The sequence below is a fragment of the Streptomyces sp. NPDC001599 genome (assembly GCF_042893535.1).
Taxonomy (GTDB): Bacteria; Actinomycetota; Actinomycetes; order Streptomycetales; family Streptomycetaceae; genus Streptomyces.
On sequence record NZ_JBIAVA010000001.1, the window covers coordinates 798,021 to 823,728 of the forward strand.

Below are 25,708 nucleotides of genomic sequence, written 5' to 3' on the forward strand. Positions count from 1 at the left end.
GCTGGCCGTGCGCCGGGGGGCGGCGCTCTCGCGCTCCACGATACGACCGGTCCGCTCAGCGCGCAGAGCGCCGGACGGCCCTTCGCCCGGGCCGGACCGCGCCCGGTCGGTGCACAGCCCGTGCCGCGGCCGGCTCAGGCGAGGGCCAGCACGTACGCCACCGCCGCGGCGGCCGAGGCAACCGCACGCACGTGGTTCCAGGCCGTCCACTCGCGCACATAGGCCGGCCAGCGCTCGGCCGCCTCCGCGGAGCCCGGCTCCAGCCGGAGCAGCGCGGCGTTGCGCGGTACGTTGGCCGCCGCGGTCGCCCCGAACGACCCGGCCAGGTACAGCCCGCTGCCCAGCAGCTCCACCGCGGCCTCCTTCGGCCACAGCACCAGCGTGACCACGGCGATCACCGCGGTCAGCACCACCGTCCCGAGGAACACGGACATGAAGGCCGGCCGCACCGCGGCCGTGTTGATCGCGTTCATCGCGGCGACCCCCTGGGCGGGCGGCAGCGCGGCGAGCCCCCGCATGACGAAGGTGGAGAAGGCACAGAAGACACCAGCGGTCACACCGGTCCCGAGCACGCCCAGCACCGTCAGTACGAAGTACGGTCCCTCGCCCATGTCGCGTCAACTCCCACCCGTCGAGTAACTGTCGGTCCGGTGCACGCCCTCCCGGCGCCACCGCCCGCCGATCGCCCCAAGTCAACCGCCGCACCGGCACGGTGACCATGGCCCAGCGCCGCGGGCCCATGCGCGAGCGTCCAGGAGGGCGAGGCGCTGTCCGGCGCGGCAACCGACGTGTCGACCGACACGGAAGCTGACGCATGATGGGCGGGTGCGACTGGAAGCGATCACCTGGGACCGGCTCGGCGACCGGCTCGCCGAGCGACTGCTCGACCTGGAGCCCACCGACGGCGGTGCCTGGACGCGCGTCGCCCTCGACGGCGCGCCCGCCGCCCGCCCCGGCGACCTCGCCGAACGGGTCGGTGAGGCGCTGCGCGTGCGCGGACGCCCCTCCCTCGTCGTCGGAACGGAGGGCTTCCTGCGACCCGCCTCGCTCCGTCTGGAGTACGGCCACCAGGACGCCGAGTCCTACTACAACGGCTGGTACGACACCGGTGCCCTGTGGCGCGAGGTCTTCGATCCCGTCGGTCCCGGCGGCGACGGGCGGGTCCTGCCCGATCTGTGGGACCCGGTCACCGACCGGGCCACCCGCAGCCCCTACGCCCAACTCCCTCCCGGCGGTGCGCTGCTGCTCCACGGTCCCTTTCTGCTCCGTCACTGGTTCCCCCTCGATCTGAGCGTCCATCTCGTCCTCACCCCGGGCGCCCTGCGTCGCCGCACCCCCGAGACCGAGCAGTGGACCCTGCCCGCCTTCGAGCGCTACGACGAGGAGACCGACCCGTCGGGCACCGCCGACGTCCTGGTGCGCGCCGACGATCCACGGCATCCCGCCTGGAGCGGCTGACCCGGCGCGGCCGGCCCCTCAGAGCCAGCCGTTGCGCCGGAAGCCCCGGTGCAGCGCCAGGCAGCCGACGGCTATCACGCCGATGACCAGGCCGTAGCCGTACCGCCAGCCCAGTTCCGGCATGTGGTCGAAGTTCATGCCGTACACGCCGCAGACCATCGTGGGCACGGCGACGATGGCGGCCCAGGCCGTGATCTTCCGCATGTCCTCGTTCTGCGCGACCGTCACGCGGGCCAGGTGTGCCTGGAGGATGGAGTTGAGGAGTTCGTCGAACGCCGCGATCTGCTCGGTGGCCCGCAGCAGATGATCGGCGACGTCGCGGAAGTAGGCCTGTATCTCCGGCTCGACCACCCGGAACGGGCGGGTGGCCAGCTCCTCCAGCGGCCGGCCGAGCGGCACCACGGCCCGCCGCAGCTCCAGGAGTTCACGCTTGAGCTGGTAGATGCGCCCCGGGTCGACCCGCGCGCCGTTCTCCGCGAACACCTCCGTCTCGACATGGTCGACGTCCTCCTGGACCGACTCGATGACGCTCAGGAAGTCGTCCACCACATGGTCCGCGATCGCGTGCAGTACCGCCGACGGTCCCTTGGCGAGCTGGGCCGGATCGGACTCCAGTCCTTCCCGCAGCGGCCCCAGCGAGCCGTGCCGCCCGTGCCGCACGGTGATCACGAAGTCCGGCCCGGCGAACACCATGATCTCGCCGGTGCTCACCACCTCGCTCGTCGCCGTCAGTTCCTCGTGCTCCACGTAGCAGACCGTCTTGAACACGGCGAAGAGCGTGTCTCCGTACCGCTCCACCTTGGGCCGCTGGTGGGCTTCGATCGCGTCCTCGACCGCCAGCGGATGCAACTCGAAGAGCTCCGCGACACCCGCGAACTCCTGGTCCGTCGGCTCGTGCAGACCGAGCCACACGAAACCCGCCCCACGCCTGCGCATCCGCGCCACGACATCGACCGGATCGCCGGCCTCGGGCATGCGGACACCGTCCCGGTAGGTCACGCAGTTCACCACCGAGGAGCCCAGCGGGGAACGGGCGGGGTGGCTCAGGTCCACCCGCGGCCGTCGCCGGGCCAGCCGTGCCACCTTCCGCAGGCCGCCGACCCTGTCCAGCCCCGTGACCTTCCGCAGATTGCCCGCCATGGTCATCCGAATCTCCCCGCGTGGGTCCCCTCGCGCTGTGCTTCCCGCGCCTTGGCAGGCCAGTTTGCCAGGCCGGCGGACACGGCGAACGGGCCTGTGGAAACGGGGGATTCCGCTTTGTTCCCGCCTGTGGACGGACCGCTCGGGCCCGAACGCCTCGTCCCGGACCGCCCGGCCGTCGCGGAGGGAGCCCGCGTGCCGGAGCGTCGCCCCCTTCGGGCAAGCGGGACAACTGGGATGATCGCAGCATGACGCGAACCGACGGATACCTCCTCGACAACGGGCAGTCCGAGGCGGCGGAGCGCTTCGACGCCTTCGCCACGCTCTTCGACCCCACGACGTTCCGGCACCTGGAGGCACTCGGCGTCGGCCCCGGCTGGCGCTGCTGGGAGGTCGGAGCCGGAGGCACCTCCGTGGTGTCGTGGCTGGCCAAGCGGGTGGGGCCGACCGGCAGGGTCCTCGCGACGGACATCGACACCTCGCGGGTCGCCCCGGCCGGCCGGCCGCCGGTCGAGGTGCGCGTGCACGACGTGGGGGCGGAGGAACCGCCCGGGGAGGGCTTCGACCTGGTCCACGCCCGACTCGTCCTCGTCCATGTCCCCGACCGGGACAGGGCGTTGCGGTCGATGATCAAGGCCCTGCGTCCCGGTGGCCGCCTCCTGGTCGAGGACGCCGACCCGGCCCTCCAGCCCCTGCTCTGCCCCGACGAGCACGGACCCGAGCAGGAGCTGGCGAACCGGCTCCGCCACGGCTTCCGCCAACTGCTGTCCGGTCGCGGCGCCGACCTCTCCTACGGCCGCCGACTGCCCCGGCTGCTCCGGGAGGCGGGACTGCGCAGAGTCGAGGCCGACGCCTACTTCCCGGTCACCTCGGCCGCGTGCGCCGCGCTGGAGTCCGCGACGGTACGACAGATCCGTGACCAGCTGGTGGCCGCCCAGGTGGCCACCCACGACGACATCGACCGCCACCTCGCGAACGTCGCGGCCGGCGGCATGGACCTCGCGACGGCGCCGATGATCTCGGCGTGGGGACGCAAGGGGTGACCCCTGAGCCCCGCTAACCGCCGCCCGGTCCCCGGCCGGCCGCTCGTGGCGGTCTCCCGCCCACCCGTTCGACCGCCCGTGCGCCCGCCCGGCACCCGGCGGCCGTGGCCTCCTCGGCCTCCGCGCCCGTGAGCAGTGCGGCGAGGAACGCTCCGGTGAAGGCGTCACCGGCGCCCGTGCTGTCCCGCGCTGCCGCCGTGACCGCGGCGACCCGTGCGCCCACGGTGCCGGACCGCGCCACCAGGGCCCCCTTCGCACCCTGCTTGACGATCACCAGCGGTACGTGCCGGCTGAGCTTCGCCGCAGCGTCCGCCACGTCGGGCAGGCCGGTGAGCAGACACGCCTCGTCACGACTGGGCAGCAGCACGTCCACGCCCTCGACCAGGCCGAGGAAACGGTCGACGCCCAGCGCGGTGAGGAACCCGGCCGACGCCGGGTCCAGACTGACCGGCACCCCACGCGCGCGGGCCGCCGCCAGGGCGACCGACACCAGGGCGCGGCCCGGCTCCGAGAAGAGGAGGTAGCCCGAGAGATGCAGCCGGCCCACGCCGTCGAGCAGTGTGTCCGACCAGTCGCCGGGCCCGATCCGCAACGCCGCCCCGCTGTCCGTGAGGAATGTCCGCTCGGCCGAGTCGGCGGTGTCGACCAGGCAGATCACCGTCCCCGTGGGCGCCGCCGAGTCGACGACGAGGAGCGGACGCACCCCGCAGGCCGTCAGCTCCCGTTCGTGCCACGCGGACGCGTCGGTGCCCACCCGGCCCAGCAGCCGCACGTCTCCGCACCCCTCGTACGCGGCCCAGCAGGCCACGTTGGCGCCCGCCCCGCCGGGCAGCCGCCGCACCGCGGCGGCGGTGTCCGTGCCGGGCGCCAGCGGTCCCCGATGCCGGGCGACGATGTCGGTGACCACGTCCCCGACGACCAGCAGCGCACCGGCCGGGGCCGGGCTCATGCCCCGGTCCAGGCCGCCGCGATCCGGGCGGCCAGCCGCACGTTCCCCCGTACCGCCGCCAGGTTGGCGTTCAGCGAGGCGCCGTCGGTGAGCCGCACCAGGCGTTCGAGGAGGAACGGCGTGACCGCCTGGCCCATGACACCCTCCGCCTCGCAGGCGTCCAGCGCGTCGGCGAGCACGCGCGCGTGGAGAGCGGGATCGAGCTGCTCCTCCTCGGGAACGGGGTTGGCGACGACGAGCGCGGACCGGGGCCCGTCCAGCGCGTCCTGCGCCCGCATGACCGCCGCCACCTGCCCCGGGTCGTCCAGCGTCCAGTCCACCGGATGCCCCGAGTCGGACAGGTAGAAGCCGGGGAAGCGGTCCGTCCCGTAACCGGCCACCGCGACCCCCAGCGTCTCCAGCCGCTGCAGGGTCGCCGGTACGTCCAGGATGGACTTCACGCCCGCGCAGACCACCGTGATCCGGGTGCGGGCCAGCAGGCCCAGGTCGGCCGACTCGTCCTGCGTCACCGTCCACTCCCGGTGGACGCCGCCCAGCCCTCCGGTCGCGAACACCCGTACGCCCGCGAGGTCCGCCAGCAGGGCGGTCGCCGACACGGTGGTCGCCCCGCTTGCGCCGGAGGCCACCGCGAGCGGCAGGTCCCGGTGTCCCAGCTTGCGGATGCCGTCCTCGTTGGCGACCCGTTCCAGCTGCTCCTTGTCCAGACCGACATGCGGCCGGCCGTCCAGCACGGCGATCGTCGCCGGTACGGCGCCCTCCCGCCGCACCGCCTCCTCCAGCTCCCGCGCCACCAGCAGATTGCGCGGGCGGGGCAAGCCGTGCGCGATGATCGTGGACTCCAGGGCCACCACGGGGCGACGCGCGTCCAGCGCCTCCCGTACCTCTTCCGACACCAGCAGCGTCACGCGCCTGCCTCCTGTCCGACGGTTCTCCCTCAGCTCCGGTCTCCCTCATCCCTGGCGGGTGCGGGACCGGGCCAAACCCCGACGGCGCCGGAACGGGCCCCTTGCGGCCCCCGGAGCCGACCATGAGCCTGGGAGCCATGACGGACAACACGACACGTCTCGACCACATCGTCCTCTGGGTGCGCGACCCGGTCGCCGCGGCCGGCTTCTACGAGAAGAACCTGGGCCTCGAGCCCCTGCGGCTCACCGAGTACGCCGCCGGGACCGTGAGCTTCCCTTCCGTGCGCCTGACCGACGAGACCATCCTCGACCTCGCACCGCACGCCATGGCCGACCGCATGCGCATGGTCCCCGGCGCCGAGGCAAGTGCCGGCCATCCCGTCAACCACATCTGCGTGGCCCTGTCCCCGCACGACTTCGACGCCCTGCGGGCCCGTCTGGAGGAGCAGTCCGTCCCGGTCTCGGACCTCTCGTACGACTCCTACGGCGCCCGCGGCATGGCCAGGCGGAGCTTCTACTTCGGCGACCCGGACGGCAACATCATCGAGGCCCGGCACTACGAGTAGCACCGCCCGGCCGCTGTCCGCCCCTCAGAACAGCGGCTCGGGCAGCACACCCTCCAGCGCGAGCAGCCGCCGCTTGGTGTCCACGCCGCCGCCGAATCCACCGATGCCGCCGTCGCTCTCCACGACCCGGTGGCACGGCACGACGACCGGCAGCGGATTGGCCCCCATGGCCATGCCCACCGCCTGAGCGGCACCCGGCTGGCCCACCCGGCCGGCCAGGTCGCCGTAGCCGACGACCGAGCCGTAGGGGACGCCGGACGCCAGCTCCCGCAGCACCTGCCGGTTGAAGCCCGAGATCAGCGACCAGTCCAACGGCAGCTCGAAGTCGCGCCTCCGGCCCGCGAAGTACGCCTCGACCTGGCGTATCGCCTCGGCCAGCAGCGGGGAGCCGGGCGCCTCGACGGGCTCCGTGCCCAGCCGGGCCGCGAGCCTGTCGAGCGCCCGGCCACGTGTGGCGTCGGTGGCGTGGAACACGACGTTGACGAGACCGTCGGGGGTGGCGGCGAGCAGCAGCGGACCTATGTCGGTGCCGACGACGGTCCACACGACCCGCTGCTCGTACTGCCCGTGGCTGTCCATGTGCCCACGGTACGGCCCGCCACTGACAACGCCCGGGTCAGTCCACGGCGTCCCGCACCACGTCGGGCTTGTTGGTGATGATGCCGTCGACGTCGTACCCGGCGACCCGGCGCGCGGTGTCGGCGTCGTTCACCGTCCAGGTGAGGACCTCCAGCGGCCTGCCGTGCGGCCCGGTGAACGCGTGGACCGCGGACACGTAGCTCAGGGAGAGGGAGCCGTACGACGGGTTGATCTGGTCGGCGAACTCCGCGTACGCCGGCAGCTCCGACACGGCCGGGGTGCCGAGGAACCCGGTCTTGACGGCAGGCTTGAGGTCGTGGACCGTCCGGATGCTGTCGGCGTCGAAGCTCTGCACGACCAGCCGTCCCGCCACGTGCCGCCGGTCGAGCCAGCCCTCGTTGGCGAGGACCTTGAGGGTCTGCCGCTCGATGCCCGGGTACAGCCCCGGGCTCTTCAGCTCCAGCAGCAGCTTCTGGTGGTTGTGCTCCACGCGGTGCACGTACTGCTCCAGTGTCGGCACGCGCGCGCCCGCGTACTCTGACCCGAACCAGCTCCCCGCGTCCAGCCGCGCGATCTCGGCGGCGGTGAAGTCCTTCACCTTCCAGGGCGAGCGGTCGGGGAAGACCTCCTCCACGTCGGTCGTACGTTCCAGGCTCTCGTCGTGGAGGACGACCAGTTCGCCGTCCCGGGTGCGCTGGACGTCGTTCTCCACCCAGCGGATGCCCAGCTCGGCCGCCCGGTCGACGGCGGCCAGGGTGTTCTCCGGCGCATACCCGGAAGCACCCCGGTGGGCCACGACCGTGGGCCCGTCGTCCCCCGCCTCGTCCGCTCGCGCGTGCGAGAGCGGAGCCGTGAGGGCGACTCCCAGAAGGGCGGTGGTCGTGACGGCTACTGCGCGCACGTGCATGCGTACTCCTCGCGTCGAACGATCACGGACAGCACCACTGTGACATCAGAGAGTCAACGAAAGAGGGGCGCGGAGTGGCCACAGGCTGAATGGAGTTGCTCAACTACGCTCACGGGGGCGGCACAACTGGGGCGAGACCGTGATTCTTTGCCGGAGAATCGTTCGACCATTCCGGTGGACGCCATACTCTCTGCCTCGACCCTGAATCGTTCGCGCGGTCCTGGGAGGGGGCGCACATCAGGAGAATCCGGGACACCACCGGGGCGTAAGAAGGCGGAAGGGCAGCCGCAATGCACAGCACGGTCCACGGATTCAGCTACGGACTCGTCACACCGCTGGTGGCCTACCTCATGGCCTGTCTCGGCGGCGCCCTCGGTCTGCGCTGCACCGCCAGGGCCGTGCTGGTCAGCCGCTCCTGGCGCCCCGGCTGGCTCGCCCTCGGCTCGGCGGCGATCGGCTCCGGCATCTGGACCATGCACTTCGTCGCGATGATGGGCTTCACGATCGAGCACACCCCGATCCGCTACGACTGGCTGATGACCTTCGCCAGCCTGGCCGTCGCCGTCGTCATGGTGGGTGTCGGGATCTTCATCGTCGGCTACCGGGGCGCGCGCGGGACCGCCCTGTTCACCGGCGGCACCGTCACCGGCCTGGGCATCGCCTCGATGCACTACCTGGGAATGGCCGGTATGCACCTCGACGGACAGCTGACGTACAACACGTTCACCGTCGCCGTGTCCGTCGTCATAGCCATGGCCGCCGCCACCGCCGCCCTGTGGGCGGCCGGACAGGTGCGGGGCTTCCTGTGGAGTGTGGGCGCGGCCCTGATCATGGGACTGGCCGTCACCGGCATGCACTACACGGGAATGGCCGCGGTCGAGGTCCACCTCAGCGGCACGGCCGAGCCCTCCGTCGGCGGATCGTCCGCCGAACTGCTCGCCCCCATGCTCATCGGTCCCCTCGCCTTCCTCCTCCTCGCCGGCGTCGTCGTCATGTTCGACCCGCTGATGGTGATGGGAAGGCCCGCCGTGGTCCCCGCCGAGCGGAAGCCGGGCATCCCCGCCCACACCGAGGCCCCGCGCACGATCCGCCACCCGGCACACCACCTCGCGCGCCGCACCCGCCGTCCCCTCGTCCACCGGCGCTCACGCACCCCGCAGAACCGCTGACCGGGACCCGTTGTCAGTGCGGGGTCGTACGGTGGAACCCATGCGGCCCGTTTCCCAGATCGAACGCACGGTGGCGCCCTTCGAGGTCGTCAGCCCCTACCAGCCGAGCGGCGACCAGCCGACGGCCATCGCCGAGCTGGCCCGGCGCGTCCAGGCAGGCGAGAAGGACGTCGTCCTGCTCGGCGCGACCGGCACCGGCAAGTCCGCCACCACCGCGTGGATGATCGAAAAGCTCCAGCGTCCCACCCTGGTGATGGCGCCGAACAAGACCCTGGCCGCCCAGCTGGCCAACGAGTTCCGCGAGCTGCTGCCCAACAACGCCGTCGAGTACTTCGTCTCGTACTACGACTACTACCAGCCCGAGGCCTACGTCCCCCAGTCGGACACCTACATCGAGAAGGACTCCTCGATCAACGAGGAGGTGGAGCGCCTGCGCCACTCCGCCACCAACTCACTGCTCACCCGCCGTGACGTCGTCGTGGTCGCCTCCGTGTCCTGCATCTACGGCCTCGGCACCCCGCAGGAGTACGTGGACCGCATGGTCCCGCTGCGGGTCGGCGAGGAGCACGACCGGGACGAGCTGCTGCGCCGCTTCGTCGACATCCAGTACACGCGCAACGACATGGCCTTCGCGCGCGGCACCTTCCGGGTGCGCGGCGACACCATCGAGATCTTCCCGGTCTACGAGGAGCTGGCCGTCCGCATCGAGATGTTCGGCGACGAGATCGAGGCCCTGTCCACCCTCCACCCGGTCACCGGCGAGATCATCAGCGACGACCAGCAGCTGTACGTCTTCCCGGCCTCCCACTACGTCGCCGGACCCGAGCGCCTGGAGCGTGCGGTCAACGACATCGAGAAGGAGCTGGCCGAGCGCCTGACCGAGCTGGAGAAGCAGGGCAAGCTTCTGGAGGCCCAGCGGTTGCGGATGCGCACCACGTACGACATCGAGATGCTCCGCCAGATCGGCTCCTGCTCCGGCGTGGAGAACTACTCGATGCACTTCGACGGCCGCTCACCCGGCTCCCCGCCGAACACCCTGCTCGACTACTTCCCGGACGACTTCCTGCTCGTCATCGACGAGTCGCACGTCACCGTGCCGCAGATCGGCGCCATGTACGAGGGCGACGCCTCCCGCAAGCGGACCCTGGTCGACCACGGCTTCCGGCTGCCCTCCGCCCTCGACAACCGCCCGCTGAAGTGGGAGGAGTTCCAGGAGCGCATCGGCCAGACCGTCTACCTGTCGGCGACCCCGGGCGCCTACGAGCTCTCCCGTTCGGACGGCGCCGTCGAGCAGATCATCCGCCCCACCGGCCTGGTCGACCCGGAGGTCGTCGTCAAGCCCACCGAGGGCCAGATCGACGACCTGGTGCACGAGATCCGCACGCGGACCGAGAAGGACGAACGCGTCCTGGTCACCACCCTCACCAAGAAGATGGCCGAGGACCTCACCGACTATTTCGTGGAGCTCGGCATCCAGGTCCGCTACCTCCACAGCGACGTCGACACGCTGCGCCGGGTCGAGCTGCTGCGCGAGCTGCGCGCGGGCGAGTACGACGTCCTGGTCGGCATCAACCTGCTGCGCGAGGGCCTCGACCTGCCCGAGGTGTCCCTGGTGGCGATCCTCGACGCCGACAAGGAGGGCTTCCTGCGTTCCGGCACCTCCCTCATCCAGACCATCGGCCGCGCGGCGCGCAACGTCTCGGGCCAGGTCCACATGTACGCGGACAAGATCACTCCGGCGATGGAGAAGGCCATCGACGAGACCAACCGCCGCCGCGAGAAGCAGGTCGCGTTCAACAAGGCCAACGGCGTCGATCCGCAGCCGCTCCGCAAGAAGATCAACGACATCGTGGCGCAGATCGCCCGCGAGGACGTCGACACCGAACAGCTCCTCGGCTCTGGCTACCGCCAGACGAAGGAGGGCAAGGGTGCCAAGGCCCCCGTGCCGGCGCTGGGCGGTCAGGCGACGGGCGGAGCCAAGGCGGCCAGGGGCAGAGCCAAGGAGACGCCGGTGACCGACCGTCCCGCGGCGGAGCTGGCCGAGCAGATCGAGGACCTCACCACCCGGATGCGTGCGGCCGCGGCCGACCTCCAGTTCGAGATCGCGGCCCGGCTGCGCGACGAGGTCTCCGAAATGAAGAAGGAACTGCGCCAGATGAGGGAGGCGGGCCTGGCCTGACGGCCCGCCCGGGCACGCTCTGTGTTGCAAGACCGACACAAAGCGCGGACCGGGGTGGGGCACTGTCAGTGCCCCTGCGTAGGGTTCTGGTCAACCGCGGAGACCGCGGCAACAGGGGACAGTTCGAGAGGGGATCAGCGCGTGACCGTCAACATGACCAAGGGTCAGGCCATCAGTCTGCAGAAGAGCGACGGCGGCAGCCTGACGTCGGTGCGGATGGGTCTCGGCTGGCAGGCGGCTCCCCGGCGCGGCCTGTTCGGTTCGCGCACCCGGGAGATCGACCTGGACGCCTCCGCGGTCCTCTTCGCGGACAAGCAGCCGGTCGACGTCGTCTTCTTCCGTCACCTGGTGAGTGACGACGGCTCGGTGCGCCACACCGGGGACAACCTCGTCGGCGGTGTCGGCCAGGGCGGCGACGACGAGGCGATCCTCGTCGACCTGCAGCGCGTTCCGGTCCACATCGACCAGATCGTCTTCACGGTGAACTCCTTCACCGGCCAGACCTTCCAGGAGGTGCAGAACGCCTTCTGCCGCCTGGTCGACGAGACCAACGGCCAGGAACTCGCCCGCTACACGCTGGCCGGCGGCGGAGCCTACACGGCCCAGATCATGGCCAAGGTGAACCGCGCGGGCCAGGGCTGGGCGATGACCGCCATCGGCACCCCGGCCAACGGCCGCACCTTCCAGGACCTGATGCCGGCGATCCTGCCGGTCCTGTAGCAGCCGGCCTGCGGCAGTCCGGCCCGCAGCAGTCCGACACGAACCGGCCGGTCCCCCGTGCGGGACCGGCCAGACCCGCACGACGCCTTGCGGGTGACAGACGAACGACACAGGGGGAAAGGCGATGACGGCCGAGCTGACGCGGGGACAGAACCACCCGCTTACCCGGGCTCGTCTCGAGATCCGGGTCTCGGCCGGTACGCCGGTCGTGGCCGGGGCCACACTCGGCGACGAGAACGGCACCATCCACGGCGTCGAACGGGTGGTCCACCCCGGTGCGCCCACCCTGCCGGGCCTGGAGGTCTCCCGGCAGGCCGCCGCCGACCACCGTCTCGCGGTGGACCTGGACGCAGTGCCGGACGCCGTGCACCGCGTCAGCGTGCTGCTCGCCCTGCCCACCGGCGGGCAGGGCCCGGCCAGGTTCGGGGCCGTCGCCGCCCCCTTCGTCGCCGTCACGGACCTCGACGGCGACGAGGTCGCCAGCTACACCATCACCGGCCTGGAAGCCGAGTCCGCCGTCGTCGCCCTGGAGCTCTACCGGCGCCAGGGCGCCTGGAAGGTGCGCGCCGTCGGCCAGGGCTACGCGGGCGGCCTCGCCGAGCTTCTCGCCGACCAGAAGCTGTCCCAGGCCCACCAGCTCGCGGCGAGCATCCACGAGGCGGTGGCGAGCGGACTGGCCCGTTCGATACCGGCCCCGCCGGCCGCGGCCCCGGCGCACCGTCCGGACCACGGCACCGCGCCCGGGACCGGCCCCGGTGGTCCCGTCCCGCCGGCGTCCCCGTACGACCCCCAGGGAGCTCCCGCTCCCGGCCCACAGGCGCCCGGGGCGCCGGGACGCCCCGGGGGACAGCAGCCGTACCCGGGCGGCCCGGGGGAGCCCGCCACTGGCCAGCCGTCCGCGCCCGCCGCGGGCGCCCCGATCGACTACAGCCACCCGCGTCGGCAGAACGCGGCGCCGCCCCCGCCCCCGCCTGCCGCACCCCCGGCCGAACCGGGTCGGCCGGCCCGGCCCGTCGCCGGTGACGCCACCGGCTGGTCCATGGAGGAGCGGCTCTACAACCAGGTGTGGGGCATGTTCGAGGACCTGGCCCGCACCACGGCCGCCTACCGCAGCGCCGTCGACTTCGCCGACTCCCGCATGGAGAAGGAGCTCGACCAGGTCCTGTCCGACCCCCGCAGCCGGATCGGCGGCCAGGCAGACGCAGCCCGGGAAGCGGCGCGCGCCCGGCACGGCCAGCTGGTGTCCCAGGCCCGGGAGGTCCTGGACCGGGACGTCGCCCAGCTCGTCGCCGAGGCCGAGGTCGTCGAGCCCGCGCTGCCGACGGCCTTCGCCCGCTGGGACAACCCCGTCTGGCACGCCTACCGCGTTCCCATGGAGATCCCGATGGCCCTGCGGCTGGGCGATCTCCATCTGCCGGAGGCCGACCGCATCCGCATCCCGATGCTGATCCGGCTGCCGCTCGAGCGCGGTCTGTGGATCGACAGCGGGCGCTCCGCCTCGCTCGACGGGTCGTTCGCCGACTCCCACGAGATGCGGCGCCTGGGCCTGGAGACGGCCGTCTCCCACGCGGCTCGGCTGCTCGCCGTCTACCCGGCGGGCGAGTTCACCGTGCACGTCATCGACCCGGCCGGGTCCGGGGCGCAGGCGCTGGCGCCGCTGGCCCAGAGCGGGGTGCTCGCCGCGCCGCCCGCCCAGGGCGCCGCCGGTGCGGCGGACGTTCTGGCCCGTCTCACCCAGCGCGTCGACCTGGTCCAGATGGCGTTGCGCGGAGGTGCGCCCGACGCGCTCCCGCCCGGCCTCGACACCTCGCAGCAGCTGCTGATCGTCAACGACTTCCCGCACGGCTTCGACGACCGCGCCGTCAACCAGCTGCGCTACCTCGCCGACGAGGGGCCGGCCGTCGGCGTCCACCTGATGATGGTCGCCGATCGAGAGGAGTCCGCCGGGTTCGGACCGCTGCTCGACCCGCTGTGGCGCTCGCTGCTGCGGCTGACCCCGGTGGCCGACGACCACCTCGCCGACCCGTGGGTCGGGCATGCCTGGACGTACGAGCCCTCGCTCGTGCCGCCCGGCAGCCAGGTGCTCCAGCAGGTGCTCGCCCAGGTCGCCGCCGCCCGCCGTTCGTGGGATCGCTGACCGGCTCCGAGCTGGGCTTTTGAGCTTTATTTGCAAATCTCTTTACCTTCCCTTGGGGATTGGGGTACTGTCGTCCGTACGGAGGGGAGTACTCCCTGTCTGTGCGGCGTACCCGTCAATACGGATCAGGCCAGATCCCGGGGCGTCGGCCCGTGGTTCCGGGCGCATCACGCGTCCCGGGCACCTGGGTGGAAGAGACCTCCGGCAGCGACGACGCTGACATCTGCCGTGTGACGTACTGCCGGAGGCGTAGTGGAAGTTTCGGTGACCTTGTGGGTCCTGACCATCGTGGGCCTTGCCGCCCTCATCGCGGTCGATTTCTTCATCGGCCGCAAACCGCACGACGTATCGATCAAGGAAGCGGGTATCTGGACCGGCGTCTGGATCGCCCTGGCGGGCCTGTTCGGGCTCGGCCTGCTCCTCTTCAGTGGCGGTGAGCCCGCCGGCGAGTTCTTCGCGGGCTTCATCACCGAGAAGTCGCTGAGCGTGGACAACCTCTTCGTCTTCGTCCTGATCATGGCGAAGTTCGCGGTGCCCTCGCAGTACCAGCAGCGGGTCCTGCTCATCGGTGTCCTCATAGCCCTGGTCCTCAGGGCCATCTTCATCGCCGCGGGTGCCGCGATCCTGGCCAGCTTCGCCTGGGTCTTCTACATCTTCGGTGCCTTCCTCATCTACACCGCCTGGAAGCTCATCCAGGAGGCCCGGGCCGACGAGGAGGACGAGGAGTTCGAGGAGAACAAGCTCCTCAAGGCCGCCGAGCGCCGCTTCGGCGTCGCCGACCGATACCACGGCACCAAGCTGTGGATCGAGGAGAACGGCAAGCGGATCATGACGCCGATGCTGGTCGTGATGCTCGCGATCGGCACCACCGACGTGCTCTTCGCGCTCGACTCCATCCCGGCGATCTTCGGTCTGACGCAGGACCCGTACATCGTGTTCACGGCCAACGCGTTCGCGCTGATGGGTCTGCGACAGCTGTACTTCCTCATCGGCGGTCTGCTGAAGAAGCTGGTCCACCTGTCCTACGGCCTGTCCGTGATCCTGGGCTTCATCGGCGTCAAGCTGGTGCTGCACGCCCTGCACGAGTCCGGCGTCCACGTCCCGGAGATCAGCATTCCGGTCTCGCTCGGCGTGATCTGCTCCGTGCTGATCGTCACCACGATCACCAGCCTCCGCGCCTCGAAGAAGCAGGCCGCGGCGGAAGCGGCGGCCGCCGGCGGCGACGACGCCCGGAAGGACAGCATCGAGGCCTGACCCACTCGGGCCCGGGAGCGGCGAACGGCGCGGAGCCGTTCGCCGCTCCTCCCGTGTGCGCCGGGCGTACTCGGCGGGCGAAGGCCCCCCGGGCCCGGAGTGCGGCGCCCGTCGCCCTCTGCGACGATCACCGCATGGCCACCGGTCCCAGGGCGCTCCTCGCACAGTGGACGACCATCACGCCCGTGATCGCGGTCGTACTGCTGGCACTCACCTGGGGCCGCTCGCTGCCCGGCGCGGTCGTCGCGCTGCTCACGATCGTCCTGGCGGCCTCCGTCCTGGCCGCCGTGCACCATGCCGAGGTGGTAGCCCACCGGGTGGGCGAGCCCTTCGGCTCCCTGGTCCTCGCCATCGCGGTCACGGTCATCGAGGTCGCGCTCATCGTGACCCTGATGGCGGACGGCGGCGACAAGAGCGCGACCCTGGCCCGGGACACGGTCTTCGCGGCGGTCATGATCACCTGCAACGGCGTCGTCGGACTCAGCCTCCTGGTCGCCTCCCTGCGACACGGGACCGCGGTGTTCAACCCGGAGGGCACCGGCGCCGCCCTCGCGACGGTGGCGACCCTGGCCACCCTCAGCCTGGTGCTGCCGACCTTCACCACCAGCGCGCCCGGCCCGGAGTTCTCCACCGTGCAGCTGACCTTCGCGGCACTGTCCTCGCTCGTCCTCTACGGCCTGTTCATCGCGACCCTGACCGTGCGGCACCGCGACTACTTCCTGCCCATCACCCGACAGGGCGAAGTGATCACCTTCGAGGAGCACGCCGACGCACCGTCCTCCCGTACGGCGCTGATCAGCCTCGGGATGCTGGGCCTGGCACTGATCGGGGTCGTCGGTCTGGCGAAAGGCGTGTCGCCGACCATCGAGGACGGGGTGGCGGCCGCCGGACTCCACCACGCCGTCGTCGGCGTCATCATCGCGCTGCTGGTCCTGCTCCCCGAGACCATCGCCGCGGTGCGTTCCGCGCGCCGCGACCGGGTCCAGACCAGTCTGAACCTGGCGCTCGGCTCCGCCATGGCCAGCATCGGACTGACCATTCCCGCGGTCGCCCTGGCCTCCGTGTGGCTCGCCGGGCCGCTGGTCCTCGGCCTCAGCTCCATCCACATGGTGCTGCTCGCCCTGACCGTGGTGGTGGCCTCCCTGACGGTCGTGCCGGGCCGGGCCACGCCCTTGCAGGGAGGCGTCCACCTGGTGCTGTTCGCGGCGTACCTGGAACTGGCCGTCAACCCGTAGGCCGAACGGTGCGCCGGCGCACCGTGATAGACCGGGGACCGAGCGGCGGTCGCGCAGGGACCGCCGCACCCCCACGGACCGGAGGAACCGTGCCCCGCAGCCTGGCCAACGCCCCGATCATGATCCTCAACGGCCCCAACCTGAACCTGCTCGGCCAGCGCCAGCCGGAGATCTACGGCTCCGACACCCTCGCCGACGTGGAGGCACTGTGTGTGAAGGCGGCGGCCGCGCACGGCGGCACGGTGGACTTCCGGCAGTCCAACCACGAGGGCGAACTGGTCGACTGGATCCACGAGGCCCGGCTGAACCACTGCGGGATCGTGATCAACCCCGCCGCGTACTCGCACACGTCCGTCGCCATCCTGGATGCGCTCAACACCTGCGACGGGCTGCCGGTGGTGGAGGTCCACATCTCCAACATCCACCAGCGTGAGCCGTTCCGGCACCACTCCTACGTCTCGCAGCGCGCCGACGGCGTCGTCGCGGGGTGCGGTGTGCAGGGGTACGTCTTCGGTGTGGAGCGGATCGCGGCCCTGGCCGGGGCGGGCTCGGCCAGGGCCTGAGGCGCCGGGGCCGCCGGCCGAGGGCGGGGATCGGGTGCCGGCGGCCCGTGCCGCCCAGGAGCCGTCGTTCCTGTGCGGGGCTGCCACCAGTCGACCGCGCCGCACCGGTGCGCGGGGAGCGGGTGCGGCCCGCGGGTGTGTGCGAACGCTTCACACGGGGCGCGTACGACGGGCGGGAGGGCGCGGGCGCGCACCTGACGCGCCCGCTCGTCACCAGCCCCGCGCCCGCCATTCCGGCAGGTGCGGCCGCTCCGCGCCGAGCGTCGTGTCGTTGCCGTGCCCGGGATAGACCCACGTCTCGTCCGGGAGCGTGTCGAAGACCTTGGTCTCCACGTCGTGAATGAGGCGGGCGAAGGCCTCCGGATCCTTGAAGGTGTTCCCCACGCCGCCCGGGAACAGGCAGTCCCCGGTGAACACGTGGGGATGCCCGTGCGGGTCGTCGTAGACCAGGACGACGGAGCCCGGTGTGTGGCCGACGATGTGGCGTGCGGTGAGCTCCACCTGCCCCACCCGGATCGTGTCGCCGTCGTCGACCAGGACGTCGGTCGGCACCGGGATGCCCTCGGCGTCGTGCCGGCCCGCGTGGGTGCGGGCGCCGGTGGCCGCGACGACCTCGGCGAGCGCCTGCCAGTGGTCGCCGTGGCGGTGGGTGGTGACGACCGACGCGATGCCGTCGTCACCGATCGTGCCGAGCAGGGTGTGCGCGTCGTTGGCGGCGTCGATCAGCAGTTGCTCGTCGGTGGCCCGGCAGCGCAGCAGATAGGCGTTGTTGTTCATCGGGCCGACCGCGACCTTGGTGATCATCAGGTCCTTGAGCTCGTGCACGTCGGCGGGCCCGCCGACCGTCACCTCTCCGCTGTACGTCATGACGGCCAGCCTAGCGCCGGGAGGCGGCCCGCAGGCTGCCTCCCGCCTGCCTTCCGGGGTCTACAGCGGAGGCAGCGCCGGCAGCGGGCCGCCCTCCACCGTGAGCGCGGAGCCCGCACGGCGGCCGGCGAGCCAGCCGAGCAGATCGGCCGGGGCGCCGGTGACGGTCACCTCGGGAGCGTCCGCCTCCCGTCCCGTGGTCCACGCGCGCGTGCCGTCCGTGAGCCGGGTCGGCGCCACCTCGGGGTGACCGGCGAACCGGGCGGCGAGGAAGTCGGTCTCCCGCCCGGTGAACTCCGCCGGTAGGTCCTCCAGCTCGTAGCCGATGCCCAGGTCCACGTGGTGCAGTTCCACCTCGGCCCACCGCCGGAACGGCACCCGGGAGGCCGAGTCCGTGATCCCGTTGCGCAGCTCCACGGTGCGCGACCAGTCCGCGGGTACGGCCGAGGCGTCCTGGAACCGGGCGGCGCTCTCGCGCACGTCCGCGAGCTGCGCGTCGAGCGGGCGCGGGGCGTCCCGCTCGATGTCGGCGTCCCGGGCCTCGCCGGAGACGTACATGGGGCGCCCTTCGAGGACGTTCACGAGTGCGTCGGCGTTGCGGGCGAGGTGGGCGAGGACGTGACCGCGACTCCAGCCGGGAAGCCGTGACGACTCCGTCACGGACGCGTTGTCCAGTTTCCCGACCGCGGTGAGCAGCCGATCGGTCGCGTCACGTACAGACGCCAGGTCATGAGCGTGATCCATCATGCTGCTGACCCTAGACCGCGCCACACCTTCGGGTGAAGGTTGTGGACGACCCCCGCAATTCGAATGCACGTGCTATAAGGTCGACTGCGGCGTCGGGCATGCTGGGAAGTCGGGGTTTGTTGACAACCGGTGAATCCGACCGGCGTTGTCAGTGGCTCCCCCTAGTCTGAGAAGGACGGGGGCCCCGCCCCTGTCACTTCTCTCAAGAAAGGTGCGGACCGGCGTGGCCGACCGTCTCATCGTCCGTGGCGCGCGCGAGCACAACCTGAAGAACGTCTCGCTCGACCTGCCTCGTGACTCGCTCATCGTCTTCACGGGCCTGTCCGGGTCGGGCAAGTCCTCCCTGGCCTTCGACACCATCTTCGCCGAGGGCCAGCGGCGCTACGTGGAGTCGCTCTCCTCCTACGCCCGGCAGTTCCTCGGCCAGATGGACAAGCCGGACGTCGACTTCATCGAGGGCCTCTCCCCGGCGGTCTCCATCGACCAGAAGTCGACCTCGCGCAACCCGCGCTCCACGGTCGGCACCATCACCGAGGTCTACGACTACCTGCGCCTGCTCTTCGCCCGCATCGGCAAGCCGCACTGCCCCGAGTGCGGCCGGCCGATCTCGCGCCAGTCGCCGCAGGCCATCGTGGACAAGGTCCTGGAGCTGCCGGAGGGCAGCCGCTTCCAGGTGCTGTCGCCGCTGGTGCGCGAGCGCAAGGGCGAGTTCGTCGACCTCTTCGCCGACCTCCAGACCAAGGGCTACTCCCGCGCGCGGGTGGACGGCGAGACCGTCCAGCTGTCCAACCCGCCCACGCTGAAGAAGCAGGAGAAGCACACCATCGAGGTGGTCGTCGACCGCCTCACGGTGAAGGACTCCGCCAAGCGGCGCCTGACCGACTCCGTGGAGACCGCGCTCGGCCTGTCCGGCGGCATGGTCGTGCTCGACTTCGTCGACCTCCCCGAGGACGACCCCGAGCGCGAGCGCATGTACTCGGAGCACCTGTACTGCCCGTACGACGACCTGTCCTTCGAGGAGCTGGAGCCCCGCTCCTTCTCCTTCAACTCGCCCTTCGGCGCCTGCCCCGACTGCTCCGGCATCGGCACGCGCATGGAGGTCGACCCCGAGCTGATCGTCCCGGACGAGGACAAGTCCCTCGACGAGGGCGCCATCCACCCCTGGTCGCACGGGCACACCAAGGACTACTTCGGCCGCCTCATCGGCGCCCTCGCCGACGCGCTCGGCTTCCGTACGGACATCCCCTTCGCGGGCCTGCCGCTGCGCGCCCGCAAGGCCCTGCTGTACGGCCACAAGACCCAGGTCGAGGTCCGCTACCGCAACCGGTACGGCCGCGAGCGCCGGTACACCACGGCCTTCGAGGGTGCCATCCCCTTCGTCAAGCGCCGGCACAGCGAGGCGGAGAGCGACGCCAGCCGCGAGCGCTTCGAGGGCTACATGCGCGAGGTGCCCTGCCCCACCTGTGAGGGCACCCGCCTGAAGCCCCTCGTCCTCGCGGTCACCGTCATGGGCAAGTCGATCGCCGAGGTCTCGGCGATGTCCATCAGCGACTGTGCGGACTTCCTGGGCGAGCTGACCCTGAACGCCCGGGACAAGAAGATCGCCGAGCGCGTGCTGAAGGAGGTCAACGAGCGGCTGCGGTTCCTGGTCGACGTCGGCCTGGACTACCTCTCGCTGAACCGCGCGGCGGGCACCCTCTCCGGCGGCGAGGCCCAGCGCATCCGGCTGGCCACCCAGATCGGCTCCGGACTCGTCGGCGTCCTGTACGTCCTCGACGAGCCGTCCATCGGCCTGCACCAGCGCGACAACCACCGGCTGATCGAGACCCTCGTCCGGCTCCGGGACATGGGCAACACCCTCATCGTCGTCGAGCACGACGAGGACACCATCAAGGTTGCCGACTGGATCGTCGACATCGGCCCCGGCGCGGGCGAGCACGGCGGCAAGGTGGTGCACAGCGGCTCCGTCAAGGAGCTGCTCGACAACGCCGAGTCGCAGACCGGCCTGTACCTGTCCGGCCGCAAGGCCATCCCGCTGCCCGACATCAGGCGCCCGCACGACCCCTCCCGGCGGCTGACCGTGCACGGCGCCCGGGAGAACAACCTCCAGGACATCGACGTCTCCTTCCCGCTGGGCGTCTTCACGGCCGTCACCGGCGTCTCGGGATCCGGCAAGTCGACGCTGGTCAACGACATCCTGTACACCCACCTGGCCCGCGAGCTGAACGGCGCGCGCAACGTCCCGGGCAGGCACACGCGCGTGGACGGCGACGACCTCGTCGACAAGGTCGTCCACGTCGACCAGTCGCCCATCGGCCGCACCCCGCGGTCGAACCCGGCGACGTACACCGGCGTCTTCGACCACGTCCGCAAGCTGTTCGCCGAGACGACCGAGGCGAAGGTCCGGGGCTACCTGCCCGGCCGCTTCTCCTTCAACGTCAAGGGCGGCCGCTGCGAGAACTGCGCGGGCGACGGCACGATCAAGATCGAGATGAACTTCCTGCCGGACGTCTACGTCCCGTGCGAGGTCTGCCACGGCGCCCGGTACAACCGGGAGACCCTGGAGGTCCACTACAAGGGCAAGTCCATCGCCGACGTGCTGAACATGCCGATCGAGGAGGCGACCGACTTCTTCGAGGCGGTCCCCGCCATCTCCCGGCACATGAAGACCCTCAAGGACGTCGGCCTCGGCTACGTCCGGCTCGGCCAGTCCGCGACCACCCTGTCCGGCGGCGAGGCGCAGCGCGTCAAGCTCGCCAGCGAGCTGCAGCGCCGCTCCACCGGGCGCACGGTCTACGTCCTGGACGAGCCGACCACCGGTCTGCACTTCGAGGACATCAGCAAGCTGCTGACGGTCCTCGGCGGCCTGGTCGACAAGGGCAACACGGTCATCGTCATCGAGCACAACCTCGATGTGATCAAGACCGCCGACTGGGTCGTGGACATGGGCCCCGAGGGTGGCGCCGGCGGTGGCCTGGTGGTCGCCGAGGGCACGCCCGAGCAGGTCGCGGGCGTTCCCGCCAGCCACACCGGCAAGTTCCTGCGGGACGTCCTGGGCGCCGACCGGGTCAGCGACGCGGCCCCCGTGGCCAGGCCGCGCAAGGCGGCGAAGACGGTCGCGACCAAGGCCACCGCCAAGAAGACCGCCACGAGGACGGTCACGGGCACGGCGGCCAAGAAGGCGACCGCCACCAAGACGGCCAAGACGACGGCCAAGGCGACGGCCAAGAAGGCCGCCAAGCCCGCCGCGAAGAAGACCACGCGGACGAGCAAGGCCTGAGTGCGGACGGCGGCGCCGGACCCACGGGTGAGAACCCCTGGGTCCGGCGCCGCCGCCGTCCGTCAGACGGCGACCTCATGGGCGTACGGCGGCTCCGCGCCCGCACGGGAACAGGTGACCGCCGCCGCGCGGGCGGCGAAGCCCAGCAGCCCGGCCCAGCCGTCCGGACCCAGGGCGGCCAGGTCCGCGTCGCCGAGAGCGTCCCGCGCCGCGAGGCCGTGCAGGAGCGCCGCGTTCACCGTGTCGCCCGCCCCGATCGTGTCCACCACCTCGACGCGCTCACCCGGCACCGTGTATTCGCTCCCGTCACGGGTGAAGGCCGTCAGTCCTGCACCGCCCCGGGTCACCACGACCGCGGCCGGTCCCGCCGCAAGCCATTCCCGGGGCGTCCCGCCGAGCCACTCGGCGTCCTCGGCGGACAGCTTCAGCAGTGACACCGACGGCAGCCAGCTCTTGAACCGGGCCCGGTAGGCGTCCGGGTCCGGGATCAGCCCGGCCCGGATGTTCGGGTCCAGCGCGGTGAACACACCCCGCGCGGCCGTCTCGCGCAACAGTGCCTCGTACGCGCTCGCGCCCGGCTCCAGTACCAGCGAACAGGTCCCGAAGGAGACGGCCCGGGTACCGGACGGCAGCGCGGCGGGCAGCGCGAACATCCGGTCGGCCGTCCCGTCCACGTAGAAGGAGTACGCGGCCGAGCCGTCCGCGTCGAGCGATGCCACGGCGAGGGTGGTCGGCTCGGTCCCGCGCTGCACCGGAGAGACGTCGACGCCGGTCTCGCGCAGCCGGTCGAGCAGGGCCTCGCCGAAGGCGTCGTACGACACCCGCGAGCAGAACGCGGCGGGGGAGCCGAGGCGGCCCAGCGCGACGGCCGTGTTGTACGGACCGCCGCCGAGCGCGGGCCGCAGCGCGGCGAGGGCGCCCGTGCCCTGCGGTACCAGGTCGATCAGTGCCTCACCGGCGACGACGATCACGGGAGGGTCCTTTCGTGGGCTTGGCGTGGGCTTCCCCGGAGGATCCGGAGACGTGCCCGGAATTCTCGGAGAGCGGTCCGGGCTGCTCGACGCAGCCGCACGAGCCGCGGTGGACAAAGGTGCACGGCAGTCGCAGGGTCCGCGCGGGCCGGTCCGGCGCGGCGAGGCGATCGAGGAGCAGGCGCACGGCCTGCGCCCCGATGTCCCTGCTGGGCTGGGCGACGGCGGTGAGCCGGGGGGAGAAGAGGTCTGCCCAGGCGAAGTCGTCGAAGCAGCACAGGGCGAGGTCACCGGGTACCGACAGGCCCCGGCCCCGCAGGGCGCGCAGGGCGCCGATGGTCATCGCGTTGTTGGCGGTGACCAGCGCGGTGGGCGGCACCGCCAGGGACAGCAGGTCCGCCGTGGCCCGTTCGCCGCCCGCCGCCTCGGAGTCGCCGTGGACCAGCAGCCGCTCGTCGAAGGGCAGCCCGGCGGCGGCGAGGCCGTGCCGGTACCCGGTGATCCGCTCGCGGGTCGTGCTGAGGCCCGGCCGGCCCGCGACCAGCCCGATCCGGCGGTGGCCCAGCCCCGCGAGATGGCCCACCAGTCCGGTCGTCGGCTCGGCGCCCTCGGCGCCGACCTGGTCGAAGAGCGGGGCGTTCTCGCCCTCCGGAACGTCCACGATCCGATCGAGGAACACGGCCGGCACCCGGTGGCGGGTGAGGTAGGCGACGAGCTCCCGGGGTTCGGCGGAGGGCGCGACGATCATGCCGTCCACCCGTCGCTCGTGCAGCAGCCGGACGACCTTGCGTTCGTGTCCGGGGTCGTCGTGCGGATCGGCGATGAGCAGGCTGTAACCGTGCTCCAGGGCGCCGGCCTCGACGCCCTGGAGGATCTCCGTGAAGTACGGGTTGCTGATGGCCGACACCGCGAGCCCGATGGAGCGGGTGCGGGAGGTCACCAGGGAGCGGGCGAGGGTGTTCGTGGTGTAGCCCAGTTCCTCGACGGCGTCCAGCACCGCCCGGCGGGTGTGCGGCAGCACCGGACGGGTGGCGTTGAGCACGTGCGAGACGGTCGCCACCGAGACCCCGGCACTCCGCGCCACATCGGCCATGGTCGCCACCGGCGTACCCCCTTCGCGTGCGGTCGCGCTGTTGTCGGACCGTACCCCATGGCCTCGGGTCGCGTAAACGCTTGCGCAAGCGCTTACGCGGTCTCCGGCGGTGACCTCGCCGGAGCCCCTCGCCCCCCGGGCCACCCGGGCCTCGGAACCGCCCGGGCCGCCGGATATCGTCGCCCTGCACCCGAACCCCGGCCCGCACCCGAACCCCGGCCCTGCCCACCCCGACCAGTGGAGATCCCATGCCCGGCCGTCCCGCCCCGAGCCGCCGTACCGTCCTGCGTTCGGCGGCCGCCACGCCCGTCGCCGGGCTCGGCCTGGCCGCCTGCTCCCCGGGCGACGACGGCGCCGCACCGGCCAGGCCGACCGCGCCCGTGGACCTCGGCGCGGACGGAGACGTCGCCAAGGGCGCGACGAAGCTCTTCCCGGACGGGAACGTGGTGGTCAGCCGGGCCGCGGACGGCTCCCTGAAGGCGTTCAGCACGGTGTGCACGCACGCGGGGTGCCCCATCAAGAAGCTGGAGGGGACCAAGCTCGTCTGCAACTGCCACGGCAGCGAGTTCGACGCCCGTACCGGCGAGGTGCTGCACGCCCCCGCGACCGCGCCGCTCATCGAACTGCCGGTCGAGGTCGAGCAGGGCCGGATCGTCGCGAGCCCGGGGACCTGACCGGGACGGGCCGCGCTCTACTCCCAGTCCCAGCCGATCCCCAGCATCCCCGACCTGACCCGCGGCTCCACGAGGTGCACCGAATGGTGCTGCCCGCTGAGCACCAGCTCCTGCCGGCCGCCGCGCGGTGCCGCCGGAGAGTGCTGCGTGAAGCGGTGGCAGCGCGCCGGAAGCGCCGCGGCGTCGAACCGCACCTGGAGCGCGTACTGCCCGCCCGCCGTACCGAACCCGCGGACGTACTCGCGCGACACACCGGCCGTGGCGTCCTCGACGCCGTAGCGGAAGAGATGGGTGTCGCCGGTCCCCAGCCGCGTGTCGAAGAGCAGCTCGGCGACGAGCACACCGGTCTCCTGGTGGGTGCGGACACGGCCCGTGCGGCAGTTCTCCAGCGCGTGGACGGTCATCCGCGCGGGAACGCATCCCGGATCGCCGTAGTGGACCGCGACGAAGCGGTCCACGCCGTCGCGGTGGGCACGGACGATGAGGTGCGACTCGCGTCCCGCCAGCTCACGGCGGGGGCCGATCCGGATCCGTTCGTGGTGCCCCAGGGTGTGCACCCCGCCGTCCGGCGACGGGTGTCCCAGTTCGGTCAGCAGCTGGTCCAGGACGCCCGACGCCGCCAGGTGGGCGCGGTAGGAGCGGCCCGCGGGCCGTCGCTCCGCGGGCTCCTCGTCGGCCTCGGCGAGCAGGCGTATCAGCGACTCCTCGGGCAACTGGAGTATCTCCTCCAGAGCCCGCACCGCCCGCAGGGACTCCGGACGCTGCGGACGGCGGGCGCCCTGCTGCCAGTAGCTCAGACTCGTGACGCCCACCTTCACCCCGTGGCGCGACAGATGGTGCTGCACACGCTGCAGCGGCAGTCCGCGGGCGGCGATCGCGGCCCGCAGGGCGACGTGGAAGGGACCACCGCGCAGGGCCGAGTCGAGTTGCGCGGTGGCGACGTCCGCGTGCTGTGTGGCGTGCGGCATGCAGGGGCCCTTCTGTGAAGTTCACGGCGGCTGGTCAGGCCGTCGACACGGATCGACCGGGGCCGCCCGCCCCCGTCCGCGGCGCAGAGGTCTTCACATCCGTACGCCGCGCTTCAGGGCCCCGAGTCCCCCCGCATTGAAGCGTGTTGACCTAGTCCCGACAACACCTGGCGCCCGACCGCCACCCGCTCCTGGCCGAGAACGCACGGGCCCGCAGCCCCGGGGGCCACCCGCAGTGACCGACCGGCCCCGCACCGTCTTCCCCGGCCTCTCCCGCCGGCTGTCCACAGGGGCCCGGCCCGTC

General features: G+C 71.9%; 23 protein-coding genes. 12 read left to right on the forward strand and 11 right to left on the reverse strand.

Going from position 1 to position 25,708, the window contains the following annotated elements; genetic code table 11:
* Positions 1 to 134: 134 nt before the first annotated feature.
* Complete coding sequence (locus ACFYZ3_RS03625; RefSeq protein WP_388513729.1) at positions 135 to 611, reverse strand: DUF1772 domain-containing protein; 477 nt, start codon at positions 609 to 611, stop codon at positions 135 to 137.
* Between the two features lie 214 nt (positions 612 to 825).
* Between ACFYZ3_RS03625 and ACFYZ3_RS03630 the strand changes: the two genes are divergently transcribed.
* Positions 826 to 1,458, forward strand: a complete 633-nt coding sequence (locus ACFYZ3_RS03630) for a uridine kinase (RefSeq protein ID WP_388513730.1) — start codon at positions 826 to 828, stop codon at positions 1,456 to 1,458.
* An 18-nt stretch (positions 1,459 to 1,476) separates the two neighbouring features.
* Here the strand turns inward: ACFYZ3_RS03630 and ACFYZ3_RS03635 are convergent, their stop codons facing one another.
* A complete protein-coding gene (locus tag ACFYZ3_RS03635) occupies positions 1,477 to 2,604 on the reverse strand; it encodes a magnesium and cobalt transport protein CorA (protein WP_388513732.1) in 1,128 nt (375 codons plus the stop codon).
* Between the two features lie 242 nt (positions 2,605 to 2,846).
* Between ACFYZ3_RS03635 and ACFYZ3_RS03640 the strand changes: the two genes are divergently transcribed.
* The gene (locus tag ACFYZ3_RS03640; RefSeq protein WP_388513733.1) at positions 2,847 to 3,641 is read left to right on the forward strand and encodes a methyltransferase; all 795 of its coding nucleotides are present in this window, start codon (positions 2,847 to 2,849) and stop codon (positions 3,639 to 3,641) included.
* A 13-nt stretch (positions 3,642 to 3,654) separates the two neighbouring features.
* Here the strand turns inward: ACFYZ3_RS03640 and ACFYZ3_RS03645 are convergent, their stop codons facing one another.
* Positions 3,655 to 4,590, reverse strand: a complete 936-nt coding sequence (locus ACFYZ3_RS03645) for a carbohydrate kinase family protein (protein ID WP_388513734.1) — start codon at positions 4,588 to 4,590, stop codon at positions 3,655 to 3,657.
* Positions 4,587 to 5,495 carry a pseudouridine-5'-phosphate glycosidase gene (locus tag ACFYZ3_RS03650; protein ID WP_388513735.1) on the reverse strand — a complete coding sequence of 303 codons (909 nt, stop codon included), beginning with the start codon at positions 5,493 to 5,495 and terminating at the stop codon, positions 4,587 to 4,589. The genes ACFYZ3_RS03645 and ACFYZ3_RS03650 overlap by 4 nt, the downstream gene beginning before the upstream one ends.
* A 137-nt stretch (positions 5,496 to 5,632) precedes the next feature.
* On the opposite strand from ACFYZ3_RS03650, the gene ACFYZ3_RS03655 reads away from it, so the two are divergent.
* Entirely contained in the window at positions 5,633 to 6,061 is a 429-nt protein-coding gene (locus ACFYZ3_RS03655; RefSeq protein ID WP_388513737.1) for a VOC family protein, read from the forward strand.
* Positions 6,062 to 6,085: 24 nt separating this feature from the next.
* On the opposite strand, the gene ACFYZ3_RS03660 is transcribed toward ACFYZ3_RS03655, so the two are convergent.
* Positions 6,086 to 6,640 carry a methylated-DNA--[protein]-cysteine S-methyltransferase gene (locus tag ACFYZ3_RS03660; RefSeq protein ID WP_388513738.1) on the reverse strand — a complete coding sequence of 185 codons (555 nt, stop codon included), beginning with the start codon at positions 6,638 to 6,640 and terminating at the stop codon, positions 6,086 to 6,088.
* Positions 6,641 to 6,677: 37 nt separating this feature from the next.
* Positions 6,678 to 7,547, reverse strand: coding sequence for a glycerophosphodiester phosphodiesterase (locus ACFYZ3_RS03665; protein WP_388513740.1), 870 nt, complete (start codon positions 7,545 to 7,547; stop codon positions 6,678 to 6,680).
* A gap of 290 nt (positions 7,548 to 7,837) precedes the next feature.
* Between ACFYZ3_RS03665 and ACFYZ3_RS03670 the strand changes: the two genes are divergently transcribed.
* From ACFYZ3_RS03670 to aroQ, 7 genes are all read left to right on the forward strand, one after another.
* Positions 7,838 to 8,716 (forward strand): MHYT domain-containing protein, encoded by an 879-nt coding sequence (locus tag ACFYZ3_RS03670; protein WP_388513741.1) that lies wholly within the window; start codon positions 7,838 to 7,840, stop codon positions 8,714 to 8,716.
* Between the two features lie 40 nt (positions 8,717 to 8,756).
* Positions 8,757 to 10,895 carry an excinuclease ABC subunit UvrB gene (uvrB, locus tag ACFYZ3_RS03675; protein ID WP_388513742.1) on the forward strand — a complete coding sequence of 713 codons (2,139 nt, stop codon included), beginning with the start codon at positions 8,757 to 8,759 and terminating at the stop codon, positions 10,893 to 10,895.
* 141 nt (positions 10,896 to 11,036) lie between these two features.
* On the forward strand, positions 11,037 to 11,615 hold the full coding sequence (locus ACFYZ3_RS03680) for a TerD family protein (RefSeq protein ID WP_388513743.1): 579 nt from the start codon (positions 11,037 to 11,039) through the stop codon (positions 11,613 to 11,615).
* Between the two features lie 124 nt (positions 11,616 to 11,739).
* Complete coding sequence (locus ACFYZ3_RS03685) at positions 11,740 to 13,752, forward strand: TerD family protein (RefSeq protein WP_388513745.1); 2,013 nt, start codon at positions 11,740 to 11,742, stop codon at positions 13,750 to 13,752.
* 252 nt (positions 13,753 to 14,004) lie between these two features.
* Entirely contained in the window at positions 14,005 to 15,006 is a 1,002-nt protein-coding gene (locus ACFYZ3_RS03690) for a TerC/Alx family metal homeostasis membrane protein (RefSeq protein ID WP_388513746.1), read from the forward strand.
* A gap of 134 nt (positions 15,007 to 15,140) precedes the next feature.
* On the forward strand, positions 15,141 to 16,241 hold the full coding sequence (locus tag ACFYZ3_RS03695; protein WP_361007676.1) for an ionic transporter y4hA: 1,101 nt from the start codon (positions 15,141 to 15,143) through the stop codon (positions 16,239 to 16,241).
* A gap of 89 nt (positions 16,242 to 16,330) precedes the next feature.
* Complete coding sequence (gene aroQ, locus ACFYZ3_RS03700) at positions 16,331 to 16,804, forward strand: type II 3-dehydroquinate dehydratase (RefSeq protein ID WP_003976858.1); 474 nt, start codon at positions 16,331 to 16,333, stop codon at positions 16,802 to 16,804.
* 210 nt (positions 16,805 to 17,014) lie between these two features.
* Here aroQ and ACFYZ3_RS03705 read toward each other — a convergent pair whose 3' ends face one another.
* Positions 17,015 to 17,671 (reverse strand): MBL fold metallo-hydrolase, encoded by a 657-nt coding sequence (locus tag ACFYZ3_RS03705; protein ID WP_388513747.1) that lies wholly within the window; start codon positions 17,669 to 17,671, stop codon positions 17,015 to 17,017.
* 60 nt (positions 17,672 to 17,731) lie between these two features.
* The gene (locus ACFYZ3_RS03710; protein WP_388513749.1) at positions 17,732 to 18,418 is read right to left on the reverse strand and encodes a maleylpyruvate isomerase family mycothiol-dependent enzyme; all 687 of its coding nucleotides are present in this window, start codon (positions 18,416 to 18,418) and stop codon (positions 17,732 to 17,734) included.
* Positions 18,419 to 18,641: 223 nt separating this feature from the next.
* Between ACFYZ3_RS03710 and uvrA the strand changes: the two genes are divergently transcribed.
* Complete coding sequence (gene uvrA / locus ACFYZ3_RS03715; protein WP_361007683.1) at positions 18,642 to 21,698, forward strand: excinuclease ABC subunit UvrA; 3,057 nt, start codon at positions 18,642 to 18,644, stop codon at positions 21,696 to 21,698.
* A 62-nt stretch (positions 21,699 to 21,760) separates the two neighbouring features.
* Here uvrA and ACFYZ3_RS03720 read toward each other — a convergent pair whose 3' ends face one another.
* Together ACFYZ3_RS03720 and ACFYZ3_RS03725 are read right to left on the reverse strand one after the other, a co-directional pair.
* Complete coding sequence (locus ACFYZ3_RS03720) at positions 21,761 to 22,669, reverse strand: carbohydrate kinase (RefSeq protein ID WP_361007685.1); 909 nt, start codon at positions 22,667 to 22,669, stop codon at positions 21,761 to 21,763.
* Positions 22,650 to 23,771, reverse strand: a complete 1,122-nt coding sequence (locus ACFYZ3_RS03725) for a LacI family DNA-binding transcriptional regulator (RefSeq protein ID WP_388513752.1) — start codon at positions 23,769 to 23,771, stop codon at positions 22,650 to 22,652. Before ACFYZ3_RS03725 ends, ACFYZ3_RS03720 begins: the two co-directional genes overlap by 20 nt.
* 239 nt (positions 23,772 to 24,010) lie before the next feature.
* Here ACFYZ3_RS03725 and ACFYZ3_RS03730 point away from each other — a divergent pair, with 239 nt between their 5' ends.
* Entirely contained in the window at positions 24,011 to 24,436 is a 426-nt protein-coding gene (locus ACFYZ3_RS03730) for a Rieske (2Fe-2S) protein (protein ID WP_361007689.1), read from the forward strand.
* 17 nt (positions 24,437 to 24,453) lie between these two features.
* Here ACFYZ3_RS03730 and ACFYZ3_RS03735 read toward each other — a convergent pair whose 3' ends face one another.
* Positions 24,454 to 25,404, reverse strand: coding sequence for a hypothetical protein (locus ACFYZ3_RS03735; protein ID WP_361007691.1), 951 nt, complete (start codon positions 25,402 to 25,404; stop codon positions 24,454 to 24,456).
* Between the last annotated feature and the right edge of the window lie 304 nt (positions 25,405 to 25,708).

Excerpts from the sequence above, each read along its gene's own strand:
- ACFYZ3_RS03685 (WP_388513745.1), top strand. The coding sequence starts at position 11,740 with ATGACGGCCGAGCTGACGCGGGGACAGAACCACCCGCTTACCCGGGCT.
- ACFYZ3_RS03705 (WP_388513747.1), bottom strand. The coding sequence starts at position 17,671 with ATGACGTACAGCGGAGAGGTGACGGTCGGCGGGCCCGCCGACGTGCAC.
- ACFYZ3_RS03735 (WP_361007691.1), bottom strand. The coding sequence starts at position 25,404 with ATGCCGCACGCCACACAGCACGCGGACGTCGCCACCGCGCAACTCGAC.
- ACFYZ3_RS03710 (WP_388513749.1), bottom strand. The coding sequence starts at position 18,418 with ATGATGGATCACGCTCATGACCTGGCGTCTGTACGTGACGCGACCGAT.
- ACFYZ3_RS03730 (WP_361007689.1), top strand. The coding sequence starts at position 24,011 with ATGCCCGGCCGTCCCGCCCCGAGCCGCCGTACCGTCCTGCGTTCGGCG.
- ACFYZ3_RS03695 (WP_361007676.1), top strand. The coding sequence starts at position 15,141 with ATGGCCACCGGTCCCAGGGCGCTCCTCGCACAGTGGACGACCATCACG.
- ACFYZ3_RS03640 (WP_388513733.1), top strand. The coding sequence starts at position 2,847 with ATGACGCGAACCGACGGATACCTCCTCGACAACGGGCAGTCCGAGGCG.
- ACFYZ3_RS03625 (WP_388513729.1), bottom strand. The coding sequence starts at position 611 with ATGGGCGAGGGACCGTACTTCGTACTGACGGTGCTGGGCGTGCTCGGG.
- ACFYZ3_RS03660 (WP_388513738.1), bottom strand. The coding sequence starts at position 6,640 with ATGGACAGCCACGGGCAGTACGAGCAGCGGGTCGTGTGGACCGTCGTC.
- ACFYZ3_RS03645 (WP_388513734.1), bottom strand. The coding sequence starts at position 4,590 with ATGAGCCCGGCCCCGGCCGGTGCGCTGCTGGTCGTCGGGGACGTGGTC.
- ACFYZ3_RS03655 (WP_388513737.1), top strand. The coding sequence starts at position 5,633 with ATGACGGACAACACGACACGTCTCGACCACATCGTCCTCTGGGTGCGC.
- ACFYZ3_RS03670 (WP_388513741.1), top strand. The coding sequence starts at position 7,838 with ATGCACAGCACGGTCCACGGATTCAGCTACGGACTCGTCACACCGCTG.
- ACFYZ3_RS03635 (WP_388513732.1), bottom strand. The coding sequence starts at position 2,604 with ATGACCATGGCGGGCAATCTGCGGAAGGTCACGGGGCTGGACAGGGTC.
- uvrB (WP_388513742.1), top strand. The coding sequence starts at position 8,757 with ATGCGGCCCGTTTCCCAGATCGAACGCACGGTGGCGCCCTTCGAGGTC.
- ACFYZ3_RS03665 (WP_388513740.1), bottom strand. The coding sequence starts at position 7,547 with ATGCACGTGCGCGCAGTAGCCGTCACGACCACCGCCCTTCTGGGAGTC.